This is a genomic window from Streptomyces rimosus subsp. rimosus, assembly GCF_000720725.1.
Lineage (GTDB): Bacteria > Actinomycetota > Actinomycetes > Streptomycetales > Streptomycetaceae > Streptomyces > Streptomyces rimosus_A.
Window position 1 is genome coordinate 12,379 of sequence record NZ_JOCQ01000058.1, and the last position, 12,930, is coordinate 25,308.

General features: G+C 71.4%; 12 protein-coding genes. 9 read left to right on the plus strand and 3 right to left on the minus strand.

Features of this window, described 5'->3' with window-relative positions:
- The first annotated feature begins 94 nt into the window (after nucleotides 1–94).
- The 4 genes from argH to IH45_RS0126670 all read left to right on the plus strand — a co-directional run bounded on the left by argH (nucleotide 95) and on the right by IH45_RS0126670 (nucleotide 5,966).
- Complete coding sequence (gene argH / locus IH45_RS0126655; RefSeq protein ID WP_030673566.1) at nucleotides 95–1,522, plus strand: argininosuccinate lyase; 1,428 nt, start codon at nucleotides 95–97, stop codon at nucleotides 1,520–1,522.
- A gap of 202 nt (nucleotides 1,523–1,724) precedes the next feature.
- Nucleotides 1,725–2,276 (plus strand): TetR/AcrR family transcriptional regulator, encoded by a 552-nt coding sequence (locus IH45_RS0126660; RefSeq protein WP_030673569.1) that lies wholly within the window; start codon nucleotides 1,725–1,727, stop codon nucleotides 2,274–2,276.
- A complete protein-coding gene (locus IH45_RS0126665) occupies nucleotides 2,273–3,859 on the plus strand; it encodes an MFS transporter (protein ID WP_030673572.1) in 1,587 nt (528 codons plus the stop codon). The genes IH45_RS0126660 and IH45_RS0126665 overlap by 4 nt, the downstream gene beginning before the upstream one ends.
- 175 nt (nucleotides 3,860–4,034) lie before the next feature.
- Nucleotides 4,035–5,966, plus strand: coding sequence for a bifunctional metallophosphatase/5'-nucleotidase (locus IH45_RS0126670; RefSeq protein ID WP_234440686.1), 1,932 nt, complete (start codon nucleotides 4,035–4,037; stop codon nucleotides 5,964–5,966).
- A 75-nt stretch (nucleotides 5,967–6,041) separates the two neighbouring features.
- Here the strand turns inward: IH45_RS0126670 and IH45_RS0126675 are convergent, their stop codons facing one another.
- Nucleotides 6,042–6,710, minus strand: coding sequence for a lysophospholipid acyltransferase family protein (locus IH45_RS0126675; RefSeq protein WP_030673578.1), 669 nt, complete (start codon nucleotides 6,708–6,710; stop codon nucleotides 6,042–6,044).
- Nucleotides 6,711–6,961: 251 nt separating this feature from the next.
- Here IH45_RS0126675 and IH45_RS0126680 point away from each other — a divergent pair, with 251 nt between their 5' ends.
- Both IH45_RS0126680 and IH45_RS0126685 read left to right on the plus strand, forming a co-directional pair.
- Nucleotides 6,962–8,110 (plus strand): glycerophosphodiester phosphodiesterase, encoded by a 1,149-nt coding sequence (locus IH45_RS0126680; RefSeq protein WP_030673581.1) that lies wholly within the window; start codon nucleotides 6,962–6,964, stop codon nucleotides 8,108–8,110.
- A 325-nt stretch (nucleotides 8,111–8,435) separates the two neighbouring features.
- Nucleotides 8,436–8,960, plus strand: a complete 525-nt coding sequence (locus tag IH45_RS0126685) for a GNAT family N-acetyltransferase (protein ID WP_030673584.1) — start codon at nucleotides 8,436–8,438, stop codon at nucleotides 8,958–8,960.
- 40 nt (nucleotides 8,961–9,000) lie between these two features.
- On the opposite strand, the gene IH45_RS0126690 is transcribed toward IH45_RS0126685, so the two are convergent.
- Both IH45_RS0126690 and IH45_RS0126695 read right to left on the minus strand, forming a co-directional pair.
- Nucleotides 9,001–9,444 carry a hypothetical protein gene (locus IH45_RS0126690; protein ID WP_030673586.1) on the minus strand — a complete coding sequence of 148 codons (444 nt, stop codon included), beginning with the start codon at nucleotides 9,442–9,444 and terminating at the stop codon, nucleotides 9,001–9,003.
- A complete protein-coding gene (locus IH45_RS0126695) occupies nucleotides 9,437–9,805 on the minus strand; it encodes a hypothetical protein (RefSeq protein WP_030673590.1) in 369 nt (122 codons plus the stop codon). Before IH45_RS0126695 ends, IH45_RS0126690 begins: the two co-directional genes overlap by 8 nt.
- A gap of 171 nt (nucleotides 9,806–9,976) precedes the next feature.
- Between IH45_RS0126695 and IH45_RS0126700 the strand changes: the two genes are divergently transcribed.
- From IH45_RS0126700 to IH45_RS0126710, 3 genes are all read left to right on the plus strand, one after another.
- Nucleotides 9,977–10,624: an HAD family hydrolase gene (locus IH45_RS0126700; RefSeq protein WP_030673593.1), complete on the plus strand. Its 648-nt coding sequence runs from the start codon at nucleotides 9,977–9,979 to the stop codon at nucleotides 10,622–10,624.
- Between the two features lie 386 nt (nucleotides 10,625–11,010).
- On the plus strand, nucleotides 11,011–12,072 hold the full coding sequence (locus IH45_RS0126705; RefSeq protein ID WP_030673594.1) for a methionine ABC transporter ATP-binding protein: 1,062 nt from the start codon (nucleotides 11,011–11,013) through the stop codon (nucleotides 12,070–12,072).
- Nucleotides 12,069–12,845, plus strand: coding sequence for a methionine ABC transporter permease (locus IH45_RS0126710; protein ID WP_030673596.1), 777 nt, complete (start codon nucleotides 12,069–12,071; stop codon nucleotides 12,843–12,845). Before IH45_RS0126705 ends, IH45_RS0126710 begins: the two co-directional genes overlap by 4 nt.
- The last annotated feature ends 85 nt before the right edge of the window (nucleotides 12,846–12,930 follow it).

Here is a 12,930-nt window from a genome sequence, read left to right on the forward strand (position 1 = left end):
CTCCCCGGGGGCCGGTCCGTCCGGCCGCCGGGGAGCGTGGGTGCATCCCACCATCAACGAGCCGTCCACCGGCCATTTCACGAGGAGCTAGCAAGTGAGCAGCAACAGCGGTGACGTCCGGCTCTGGGGCGGGCGGTTCGCCGACGGGCCCGCCGAGGCCCTGGCGAAGCTGTCCGCGTCGGTGCACTTCGACTGGCGGCTGGCGCCGTACGACATCGCCGGGTCCCGTGCGCACGCCCGCGTCCTGAAGAAGGCGGGGCTGCTCACCGAGGACGAGCTGACGCGGATGCTGGGCGGGCTGGACCGGCTGGAGGCCGATGTGGCCGACGGGAGTTTCGTCGGGACCGTCGCCGACGAGGACGTGCACACCGCGCTGGAGCGGGGCCTGCTGGAGCGGCTCGGCCCGGACCTCGGGGGCAAGCTGCGGGCCGGGCGGTCCCGCAACGACCAGGTCGCCACGCTCTTCCGGATGTATCTGCGCGACCACGCCAGGATCATCGGCGGGCTGATCGCGGACCTCCAGGAGGCGCTGGTCGGTCTCGCGGAGGCGCATCCGGACGTGGCGATGCCGGGCCGTACCCACCTCCAGCACGCGCAGCCGGTGCTGTTCGCGCACCACGTCCTCGCGCACGTCCAGGCGCTGTCGCGGAACGCGGAGCGGCTGCGACAGTGGGACACGCGGACAGCCGTCTCGCCGTACGGGTCGGGCGCGCTGGCGGGCTCCTCGCTCGGGCTGGACCCGGAGGCGGTCGCCGCCGACCTCGGGTTCGAGGGCGGCAGCGCGGCCAACTCCATCGACGGGACGGCGTCCCGGGACTTCGTCGCCGAGTTCGCCTTCATCACGGCGATGATCGGCGTGGACCTGTCCCGGATCGCCGAGGAGGTCATCATCTGGAACACGAAGGAGTTCTCCTTCGTGACCCTGCACGACGCCTTCTCCACCGGCTCCTCGATCATGCCGCAGAAGAAGAACCCGGACATCGCCGAGCTGGCGCGCGGCAAGTCCGGACGGCTGGTCGGCAATCTGACGGGGCTGATGACGACGCTCAAGGCGCTGCCGCTCGCGTACAACCGGGACCTCCAGGAGGACAAGGAGCCGGTCTTCGACTCCTGCGACCAGCTGGAGATCCTGCTGCCGGCGTTCACCGGGATGATGGCCACGCTGACCGTCAACCGGGAGCGGATGGCGGAGCTGGCCCCGGCCGGCTTCTCGCTCGCCACGGACATCGCCGAGTGGCTGGTGCGGCAGGGCGTGCCGTTCCGCGTCGCGCACGAGGTCGCGGGGGAGTGCGTCAAGGAGTGCGAGCGGCACGGCATCGAGCTGGACGAGCTGAGCGATGAGCAGTTCGCCGCGATCTCGCCGCACCTGACACCTGAGGTGCGGACGGTGCTGAACGTGGCGGGCGCGCTCGCCTCGCGCAGCGGCCGGGGCGGCACGGCACCGTCCGCCGTCGCCGTCCAGCTGGCCGAGGTCAAGACGGACCTGGCCACACAGCGGGCGTGGGCGGACGCCAAGAGCTGAGCAGAAGCCAAGAGCTGGGCAGACGCCGAGACTGAGCATTCGACACCATCGGGCCCCGGCCTCCTCGCGGGTATGTGAGGAGGCCGGGGCCGTTTTCGTATGCGGGTTTCGCGTTCGGGTGCGGGCTTCGCGTCCGGGCTGAGGGTGAGACGTGCACGCCCTGTATGAGACATGCATGTCTCATTCGGGTACCCTGTGTCTCATGGCCGTAGACCGAGAACACGTACTCAGAGAAGCCGCCGGCCTGCTCACCCGCAAGGCGACCGCCGGAATGGACGAGATCGCGCGGGCCGCGGGCATCAGCCGGGCGACGCTGCACCGGCACTTCGCGGGCCGGGACGCGCTGATAAAGGCGCTGGAGGAGCTGGGCATCCGGCAGTTCACCGAGGCGCTGGATGCGGCCCGGCTCGACGAGGACGACGCGGTCACGGCGCTGCGCCGGCTGATCACCGAGTCCGAGCCGGTCGCCGGGTTCCTGGCCTTCCTCTACACCGAGAACCAGCTCTTCGAGGGCGAGGAGGTCAACGAGGGCTGGGAGCGGCTCGACGCCCGTATCCACGCGCTGTTCCGGCGCGGCCAGGAGGAGGGCGCCTTCCGTATCGACCTCACGCCCGTCTGGCTCACCGAGGCGCTGTACGGGCTGATCGGCGCCGGCGCGTGGGCCGTGCACGAGGGGCGCGTGGCGTCCAAGGATCTCACCCATTCGATCGCCGAGCTGCTGCTCGGCGGCATCCGACGGAGCATGGAGAAATGAGCAAGCCCGCCAAGGAGACCGCGCAGCGCACCGGCGCCACCGCGGAGCACCAGCCACGCCCCGGACGCTGGCTCGCGCTCGCCGTCCTCGTCCTCGCCGTCCTGCTGGTCGGCGTGGACGCCACCGTGCTGGGTCTGGCCACCCCCTTCCTCAGCGAGGACCTGCGCCCCTCCGGCACGCAGCTGCTGTGGATCGGTGACGTCTACTCGTTCGTCATCGCCGGTCTGCTGGTCTCCATGGGCAGCCTCGGCGACCGCATCGGACGCAAGAAGCTGCTGCTCACCGGCTCGGTGGTGTTCGGCGCCATGTCGGTGCTCGCCGCGTACGCCGGCAGCCCGGCCATGATGATCGTGGCGCGCGCCCTGCTGGGTGTGGCGGGCGCGACGCTGATGCCCTCCACCCTCGCCCTGATCCGCAACCTCTTCCACGACCCCAGGGAGCGCAGTCTCGCCATCGGCATCTGGGGCGCCATGGCCTCGGCGGGCGCGGCCGTCGGTCCGGTGCTCGGCGGCTTCCTGCTCGGCCACTTCTGGTGGGGCTCGGTCTTCCTGATCAACCTGCCGGTGATGGCGCTGCTGGTGCTCGTCGGCGCCAAGGTGCTGCCGGAGTCCCGTAACCCGGACCCCGGCCCGTGGGACCTGATCAGCGTGGCGCTGTCGCTGGTGGGCACGGTCGCGATCGTGTACGCGATCAAGGAGGCGGCGGTGCACGGCATCCGCTGGGACATCGCGGCCGCCGCCGTCCTCGGGGCGTTCGCGCTCATCACCTTCGTCCGCCGTCAGCAGACCCTCGACTCGCCGCTGCTGGACATGCGGCTGTTCAAGAACCGCGGCTTCTCCGGCGCCGTACTGGCCGACCTGCTGACCATCCTGGGCCTGTCCGGACTGGTCTTCTTCCTCTCGCAGTTCCTCCAGATGGTGCAGCTGCGCTCGCCGCTCAACGCGGGCCTGGTCGAACTGCCCGCGGCGGTCGGCGCGGTGGGCGCGGGGCTCGCGGCCGGGTACGTCGCCCGGCGGCTGTCCGTACGGCTCGTCGTCGCCGGCGGCCTGGGCGTGGTCGGCCTGGCCCTGGCCGGCTGCATCGGGCTGGCCCAGGACACCAGCACCTTCACGCTCGGCACGATCCTGTTCGTCGTCGGCGTCGGCGCGGGCTTCGCGTTCACCGTCACCGCGGACGTGATCCTCTCCAGCGTGCCCAAGGAGCAGGCGGGCGCCGCGTCCGCGGTCTCGGAGACTGCGTACGAACTGGGCGCCGCCCTCGGCATTGCGCTGCTCGGCTCCATCGTCACCGGCATCTACCGGGACTTCACGACCCCGGCGGGGGTGCCGGAGGCGTCCGCGAACGCGGCGCGGGAATCGCTGGGCGGGGCCGTCGAGGCGTCCGGCACGCTCCCGGCCGACGCCGGGTCGAGCCTGCTCACGGCCGCCCAGCACTCGTTCGTCGACGGCCTGGACACGGCCGCCGGGGTGGGTGCCGCCGTACTGCTCGCCGCCGCCTGCGCCGCGTGGTTCCTGCTGCGCGGCCAGCGGCTGGCGGACAGCCCCGCCGAAGCGGAACCGGAGCAGGAGGCCGTGCGGAGCTGAGTGCGCGGATGAGGTCAAGAACCGGGCGGGGGGCGGACGTTGTCCCCCGCCCGTTCACGTGCCGGTCGCCTCGTGTGGGCCGTAAGGCTCCCATGGCTCGTTTGACTCTCCAGTCGTTCCCCCGCACTCGGGCACTCTCAGGAGGGTGACGACCTTGGCAGAGCTCGGCAGACGCATGTTCTTCACCGCGGCGGGGGCCCTCGCCACCGTCACCGCGGTCGGCACCCACGCCTTCGCTTCCGGCCACGCGCGCGACGCGCGGACCGCGGACGAGTACGTGGACGTGCAACTGCTCAACATCACCGACCTCCACGGTTACCTCCAGGCGGCTCCGGCCAGCAATGCGGTCATTACCGGCGCCGGTGGCAAGAAGTACACCGTGGGCGGCGTGGCCTATATGGCCGCGCACCTCGAACGGCTGCGGGCGGGCCGTGCCAACTCGCTGTTCTTCGCGCCCGGCGACCTCTTCTCCGGCTGGGAGTTCCCGGCCGAGTCGCTCGCCGACGAGCCGACCATCGAGGCCCTGAACCGGATGGGTATGGACTTCGCGTCGGCCGGCAACCACGAGTTCGACAAGTCGCCCGCCTTCCTCGCGCAGCACATGGTGGACGGCATCTCCTACCCGACGGTCGACTGGGACAACTCGTTCGTCGACTCCGCCGGACAGCGCTACCACGGCGCCGACTTCGCCTACTACAGCGCCAACATGGTGTGGGCCAAGGACGGACGGACGGTACTGCCCCCGTACAACATCGAGTGGGTGGACGCCGGGCGCGGCCGCCGCCTGCCGGTCGGCTTCATCCACCTGACCGTCCTCGGCACCGAGACCATGCCCGCCTCCTACCAGCCGGGGCTGCGCACCCTGGACCAGCTGGCCACCGCCAACCGCTGCGCCGCCGAACTCAAGGCCCGCGGCGTCAACGCGATCGTGCTGAGCATGCATGACGGCGCGGTGGCCGGCGGCGACTTCAACAGCGGCACCAACCCCTCGGGCCCCGCCTACGAACTGGCGCTGCGCTGCTCTCCGGACATCGACGCCATCGTCTGCGGCCACTGGCACACCGCCTTCAACATGATGGTCCCGGACCCCAACGGGGTGCGCCGCCCGCTCGTCGAGGCCGGCTGCCACGGCCAGATCATCAACGAGATCAACCTCCGGCTGGACCCGGCCACCGGCAAGGTCGTCCGCGAGCTGACCACCTCCACCAACCACCCCAACACCCGTGACGTGGCCCCGCACCCGGAGCTGGCCGAGGTCGTCAAGTACTGGGCGGGGTACGGCACCCGGCGCGCCGCGGTCCCCCTCGGCAGGCAGACCGCCTCCTTCACCCGCACCCGCAACGCGGCGGGCGAGTCGACCATGGGCGACCTGGTGGCCGACTGGGCGCTGTGGGCCGGCCGGCAGCCGCAGGGCCCGATGAACGACGCGAACCTCGACCCGCCGGTCCCCGCCGACCTGGCCGTCATCGCCATCGCACCGCGCCTCGGGCAGGCCATCATCGCCGGGGACCTGGTGTACGACGCGGCGACCGGCGGCACGGTGGCGTTCGGCAAGGCGTGGAACGCGGTCGGCTTCGGCGACCCGATCGTCACGGCGACCGTCACCGGGCAGCAGATCCACGACGCGCTGGAGCAGCAGTGGACCGTGCCGGCCGGCGGCGGTCTGAAGTACGCGCCGCTGGCGGTCTCCGCCAACGTCCGCTACAGCTTCGACGCGACCGGCCCGGCGGGCGACCGGGTGGACCCGGCCGACGTGCTCATCGACGGCAGGCCGCTGGACGTGTCCCGCTCGTACCGGATCGCGGCGCCCTCGTACACGCTGCTCAACCAGGACGGATATCCCGCCTTCACCGGCTTCACCCGGCCGTTCCGGCACAACCGGGACTTCGAGAGCTTCGTCGCGTACGTCAAGGAGAAGCAGCGGATCGCGCCCTCGCCGCTGAACCGGGTGACGGTGAAGAACGGCGCCGTCGCGGGCGCGCGCGTCGGCGAGATGCACACACCGGAGCGGCTGCGGAGCGCGGCCGGGGTGATGCTGCCCCGTGCCGAGGCCGCGGCGCTGGCCGCCAACCGGCCCACGGCGGAAGGGTTCCGCGTGCCCTGCTGAGCCGCCTCGGCACGACAACGCGCCGGGCCCCGACCGGAGTTCGGTCGGGGCCCGGCGCGTCGGCTGGTGCGCGGGTCAGGCCGCCCGGGCCTTGGTGGCGTACATGTCCACGTACTCCTGGCCGGACAGCTCCATGACGTCGCTCATCACCTCGTCGGTGACGGCGCGCAGCACATAGCGGTCCCGGTCCATGCCCTCGTAGCGCGAGAAGTCCAGCGGCTCACCGAAGCGGCAGGTCACCGGCGCCAGGTGCGGACGGCCCTTGCCGCCGGGCTGCACCTTGTCGGTGCCGATCATCGCGAACGGCACGACGGGCGCGCCGGTCATCAGCGCGAGGCGGGCGATGCCCGTACGGCCGCGGTACAGGCGGCCGTCGGGGGAGCGGGTGCCCTCCGGGTAGATGCCGAACGCGTGGCCCTCGTCCAGCACCCGGCGGCCGGTCATCAGCGCCGCGACGCCGCCGTGCCCGCCGTCCCGGTCCACCGGGATCATGCCGGCGGTGGTGAAGAACCAGGCCATCAGGCGGCCCTTGAGGCCCTTGCCCTTGACGTACTCGTCCTTGCCGATGAAGAACACCGGCCGCTTGACGATGAGGGTCAGGAACAGCGAGTCGATGAAGGTGACGTGGTTACCGGCCAGGATCACCGGTCCGCTGCCGGGAATGCGCTCCGCGCCCTCGACCTTCGGGCGGAACAGGACACGCATGACGAATCCGAGAAACGCCTTCAGCAGAATGCGGGACAACGGGCCCTCCGGTCGTGGGTGGTCTGCGGCGGTCGCCGCGGGCGTGCACGGGTGTGCAGCCCTGGACGATACTCGTCGGCCGCGCTCGATCGCACATCGGGTTCACGGGACCGATACGCAGAGTTGACGCGGGTTTTCCGGGCGTTTCGGACCACGTCTCCCGTTGGAAAGGTGTACGTGCCTAGGATCGCCCCGACCCATTGACAGGTGCCGGACACCCTCACCGGTGCCCTGGAGCAAGGAGCGCGAACATGCAGGAACGGCAGCTGCCGGGACGCCGGACGGTACTGGGCGCGGCGGCCCTCGGCGCGGGCGCGGCGGTCTGGGGCGGGTCCGGTACGGCGAGTGCCGCGAGTTCCAAGGGGCGCGGGCACGGCGCGCACGGCGAGCTGCCGGTACCGCTGATCGTGGGCCACCGCGGGGCCAGCGGCTACCGGCCCGAGCACACCCTCGGCTCCTACCAGCTCGCGCTGGACATGGGCGCGGACGTCATCGAGCAGGACGTGGTGCCCACCAAGGACGGCCACCTCGTCTGCCGCCACGAGAACGACATCACGGCCACCACAAACGTTTCGGCGCACCCGGAGTTCGCGGACCGGAAGACGACGAAGACGGTCGACGGGGTCAAGCTCACCGGCTGGTTCACCGAGGACTTCACCCTCGCCGAGCTCAAGACCCTCCGGGCGAAGGAGCGCATTCCGGGCACCCGGCAGCACAACACCCTTTATGACGGCGTGTGGGACGTACCCACCTTCGAGGAGGTCTTGAAGTGGGCCGACCGCGAGGGCCGCAAGCGGGGCCGTCGCATCTGGCTGCACATCGAGACCAAGCACCCCACCTACTTCCGGAAGATCGGGCTGGGGCTGGAGGAGCGCGTCGCCCGGCTGCTGCGCAAGTACGGCCGCCACAAGAAGAACTCCCCGAACTTCCTGCAGTCCTTCGAGCCCAGCAGCATCCAGCGGCTCGGCAAGCTCGTCGACTGCCCGAAGGTCGTCCTGCTGGGCACCCTCAAGGACCGCCCGTGGGACTTCGAGGTGGCCGGCGACCCGCGGACCACCGCCGACCTGGTCAAGCCCGCGGGCCTGAAGTGGATCGCCGGGTTCGCGGAGGGCATCGGCCCGGATCTGACCGTCATCCTCCCGCGTACCAAGGACGACAAGCTGGGCAAGCCCACCACCGTCGTCCGGGACGCGCACGCCGCCGGTCTGGTCCTCCACCCGTACACCGGCCGCAACGAGAACACCTTCCTGCCCGCCGACTTCCGTCGCGGCACCGACCCGAACGCGTACGGCGACGCGCTGGGCTACTTCAGGAAGTGCCTGGCCACCGGCATCGACGGCCTCTTCTCCGACAACTGCGACACGGCGCTGCTGGCCGCCGCGGAGTTCCGCAGGCACTGACGGCGCCCTGCCCGAAGGCATCCGCGCACCACGTGGGAGACCGGACCGGCCCCGAGCCCGCCCACCGTGACATCTCATCTGAGTTGGGAATGTCACAGAAGAGCTTGGGGCCGGTCCGTTCCCGTTGCCCGGAATGCCTGCGCAGAATGCTCACGGCGGAGATTGCCGCTGCGCGAAACCGGGGAGTCCGGGAGGAGCAGCGTCAGTCACGCCACGACGGCGGCGTGCACCACACGGCTCCGTCATCAGGGCAACCGGTCCGGGCGCACCCTCACACCCTCTTACGCCCGGCCGCACCGAACCGAATAAGGGGAGGCATACGCGCATGGGCATGAGCGTGACCATCTCGGCGGCGACCGACCAGGACGCCGAGCAGATCCTCAAACTCCAGTACCTCTGCTACCAGCCGGAGGCCGCGCTGTACGACGACTACTCGATCGAACCGCTCACCCAGACCCTGGATGACCTGCGTGCCGAACTGGGCGACGCCTGCGCGGTGGTGGCCCGGCTCGGCACGGAGGTCGTCGGGGCGGTGCGCGGCACGGTCGACGCGGACGGTACGGCCGCCATCGGCAAGCTCATCGTCCACCCGCGCATGCAGCGCCACGGCCTCGGCGGACGGCTGCTGACCGCCGTCGAGGAGCGGCTGACCGCCGAACGCTCCGCCAAGCGCTACCGGCTCTTCACCGGCCACCGCAGCGAGGGCAACCTGCGCCTGTACCGCAGCCACGGCTACGCGTCCGTCGGCACCGAGCAGGTCAGCTCCCGGCTCAGCGTGATCACCCTGGAGAAGGAGGCCGCCCCCGCGGAGGCGGACGGCGCGCCGCAGGCCTACGTGGCGAGCGCCTGACCGGCCGGAGCCGCGCAGCGGCGGCCCGCCGGGCACCACGTCACGCCCGGCGGGCCCGCCGCAGCCACAGCAGTCCGGTCACCGGCAGGAAGATCGGAATGAAGAGGTAGCCCATCCCGAAGTTCGACCAGACGGTGGCGTCCGGGAAGGCCGAGCGGTCCACCAGCGTCCACGTACCGACGCCGAGCACACCCACCAGCTCCAGCGCGCAGCACACGACCGCGGCCCTGCGGGCCCCCTCGCCGCCGCGCACCAGCGAGAACAGGATGAAGGCGTAGACCACCGCGGAGACCGCGGACAGGATGTACGCCAGCGGCGCCCGGTCGAACTGCGCGATCAGCTGGTAGGCCGCGCGCGACGCGGCGGCGACGGTGAAGACCCCGTACAGGGCCACCAGCAGCCGGCCGGGGCCGGTGCCCAGGGAACGCCGCGCGCCGTCCGCCGCGGCCTTCGGGGTCCGGGACCCCGCGGATGTCTCAGGCATGGCCGCCTCCCCAGATGTCGAACAGCCGCACTTCCAGTACGGCCAGGACCACCGCGCCCGCCGCCACGGTCGCCGAGCCCCAGCGGGTGCGCTCCGAGAGCGACAGGAACCCGGTGGCCGGTACGCATGCCGCCGCGCCGATCAGATAGGCGACGAAGATCGCCGTACCGTCCTTCGGTGTCCCGCCGCTGCCCAACTGCACCAGGCCCACGACGAGTTGAATGATGCCGAGCAGCGAGACCACGGCCATGCCGATGAAGTGCCAGTCCTTCGTCGGCTCGTCGCGGTACGCGGCGAAGCCGCACCAGGCGGCCAGGGCGAGGGCGGTCACGCCGATCGCGACCGTCAGCGCGTCGATCACCGGGACCTCCGTGCGGCGCGGGTGCGCGCCGAGGAGGAAACATGGGTGGAAATGGCCATGGGGCGACTTTAATCGGCGGGCCACCGCCTCTGGCGCGCGACCCCGCCGGTCACCCTCGGTCACCGGCGGTCGCCCCGGCCGGTCACCCCGTGTCACGTACGCTGGCGCAGCATGAAGATCTCCGCAGCCGCGCTGCTTTTCGACAACGACGGGACGCTGGTCTCCTCCCTGGACTCGGTGTACCGGTGCTGGACCCGGTGGGCCGGGGAGTACGGGATCACGGCCGAGGAGTTCGCGCGGGTCGAGCTGCACGGCCGCCCCGCCGCCGAGATCATCGGCGATCTGCTGCCGGCCGCCCGGATACCGGAGGCGCTGGCCCGGATCGAGCAGCTGGAGTACGAGGATGTCGCGGGCGGCGTGCGCGCGCTGCCCGGCACCCTCGCGCTGCTCTCCCAGCTGCCGCCGGAGCGCTGGGCGGTGGTCACCTCCGCGACGGCCCGCCTGGCCGAGGCCCGGCTCGCCGAGGCCGGCATCCACCCCAAGACCCTGATAGCCGCCGACGACATCACCCGCGGCAAGCCCGACCCGGAGCCCTTCCTGCTGGCCGCCCGGCGGCTGGGCGTGGACCCGGCCCGCTGCGTGGTCTTCGAGGACGCGCCCGCCGGGCTCGCGTCCGGCCGCGCCGCCGGCATGACCACCGTGGCGTTGACCACAACACACCGGGCCGACGAGCTGTCCGCCGACGTGGTCGTCGAGGACCTGTCGGCGGTGTCCGTGCAGGCCACGGCGGACGGCGTGGAGATCACCACGGCGGACTGACCCGCTGTCCAGGCTTCGGTCGGGCCTGTCCGCCATCCGGACAGGCTTGATCGGTCCGTACGCCTGTCTGGTTTACTGGCGAACATGACCACGACGAGCAACCGCACCCCTGCGACCGAGGCGCCCATGACGCCCGGTGCTCGTTGCATGTGTCGAATGTGTGACCGCTGAGGGCCCCCGCCGAGCCTCGCGCCCCGAAGCGAGACCCGCCGCCTTGCGCCGTGCGAGACGTACACCGCCGTACCCCACGGACCCGGCCGCCCCGCGTCACCGGAACCCGAAGCCGGGCCAGCACGCCCTCCGGGTCCCCCCTGCCGCACTTTTGCCATGAATGCCCCGTGCCCGGCGGACGAGCCGCCCGGCACACGACAGTGACGGAATTCCCTGTGATCACCACAACGGGCCTGACCAAGGTCTACCGCTCAGGAGACCGCGAAGTCACCGCCCTGGACGGCGTCGATCTGCACGTCCGCGAGGGCGAGGTGTACGGCGTCATCGGCCAGAGCGGCGCCGGCAAGTCCACCCTCATCCGCTGCGTCAACCTCCTGGAGCGCCCCACCTCCGGCACGGTCACCGTCGCCGGGCAGGAGCTGACCGCGCTGGCGGGCAAGGGGCAGCGTGCCAACGCCGCGCTGCGCGCGGCCCGCAGTCACATCGGGATGGTCTTCCAGCACTTCAACCTGCTGTCCTCGCGCACCGTCCAGGACAACATCGAGCTGCCGCTGGAGATCCTCAAGGTCGACCGCCGCGAGCGCTCCCGCAAGGCCCTGGAACTGCTCGACCTGGTCGGCCTCGCCGACAAGGCCAAGGCCTACCCCGCCCAGCTCTCCGGCGGCCAGAAGCAGCGCGTCGGCATCGCCCGCGCCCTGGCCGGCGACCCCAAGGTGCTGCTCTCCGACGAGGCCACCAGCGCCCTGGACCCGGAGACCACCCGCTCCATCCTCCAGCTGCTGCGCGACCTCAACCGCCAGCTCGGCCTGACCGTGCTGCTGATCACGCACGAGATGGACGTCGTCAAGACGATCTGCGACTCGGCCGCGCTGATGAAGAACGGCCGCGTCGTCGAGCAGGGCACCGTCGCCGAGCTGCTCGCCACCCCCGGCTCCGAGCTGGCCCGTGAGCTGTTCCCGGTCGGCGGCGAGCCCTCCGGCCCGGACCGCACCGTGGTGGACGTCACCTTCCACGGCGAGGCCGCCACCCGCCCGGTGATCTCCGAGCTGTCCCGTACGTACAACGTGGACATCTCCATCCTGGGTGCCGCCATGGACACCGTCGGCGGCAAGCAGATCGGCCGGATGCGCATCGAGCTGCCCGGCCGCTTCGAGGACAACGTCGTGCCCATCGGCTTCCTGCGCGAGCAGGGCCTCCAGGTGGACGTGGCCGGTGACCCGGCCGCCCCCGCGACGGCGGCGCCCGCCGGCGCGCTGGTGAAGGAAGGTGCCAAGTGACCTGGTCGCAGATGCAGCCGCTGCTGTACAACAACACGCTCGACACGCTCTTCATGGTGTGGTGGTCGACGTTCTACGCCGTCCTGTTCGGCATCCCGCTCGGCGTCCTTTTGATCCTGACCGACCGCGGCGGCGTCCTGCAGAACGTCGTGGTCAACAAGATCATCGGCGCGGTGGTGAACATCGGCCGGTCCTTCCCGTTCCTGATCCTGATGGTCGCGCTGATCCCCTTCACGCGCCTGGTCGTAGGCGTCTCCATCGGCCCCACCGGCGCGGTCGTGCCCCTGGTGATCGCCGCCATCCCGTTCTTCGCCCGGCTGGTCGAGGCCGCGCTGCGCGAGGTCGACCACGGCCTGGTCGAGGCTGTCCAGTCGATGGGCGGCGGCACCTGGACCATCGTCTTCAAGGTGCTGCTCCCGCAGGCCCTGCCCGCGCTGGTCGCGGCCGTCACCACCACCGTCATCACGCTGATCGGCTACTCCGCCATCGCCGGCGCGGTCGGCGGCGGCGGGCTGGGCAACCTGGCCTACACCTACGGCTACCTCCAGTACGAGACCAACCTGATGGTGATCACCATCGTGCTGCTGATCGTCCTGGTCATCGCCGTCCAGCTGCTCGGCGACCTGATCGTGCGCAGGCTGGCCGGCCGCGGCAGCCGCGGCTCCTCCTCCGTACGCGTCGGACTGCGCAAGGCGCCCACCCCGGCCACCGCCGCCGGGCAGCCCGCGGAGGCCGCACCCGCCGACGCTCCCAAGGAGCGCGTCGGCGCCTGAGACCGGGTCCGCACCGGACCCTCTTGAGCCCGGACCCTTTGCCGGGCGCACCCGCGCGGGACCGCCGGTCCCACGCGTCCGAGAA

Bases quoted from the DNA above. Each gene is read 5' to 3' on its own strand.
- IH45_RS0126700 (WP_030673593.1), top strand. From the start codon at position 9,977: ATGAAGATCTCCGCAGCCGCGCTGCTTTTCGACAACGACGGGACGCTG.
- IH45_RS0126665 (WP_030673572.1), top strand. From the start codon at position 2,273: ATGAGCAAGCCCGCCAAGGAGACCGCGCAGCGCACCGGCGCCACCGCG.
- IH45_RS0126685 (WP_030673584.1), top strand. From the start codon at position 8,436: ATGGGCATGAGCGTGACCATCTCGGCGGCGACCGACCAGGACGCCGAG.
- IH45_RS0126660 (WP_030673569.1), top strand. From the start codon at position 1,725: ATGGCCGTAGACCGAGAACACGTACTCAGAGAAGCCGCCGGCCTGCTC.
- IH45_RS0126680 (WP_030673581.1), top strand. From the start codon at position 6,962: ATGCAGGAACGGCAGCTGCCGGGACGCCGGACGGTACTGGGCGCGGCG.
- IH45_RS0126690 (WP_030673586.1), bottom strand. From the start codon at position 9,444: ATGCCTGAGACATCCGCGGGGTCCCGGACCCCGAAGGCCGCGGCGGAC.
- IH45_RS0126670 (WP_234440686.1), top strand. From the start codon at position 4,035: ATGTTCTTCACCGCGGCGGGGGCCCTCGCCACCGTCACCGCGGTCGGC.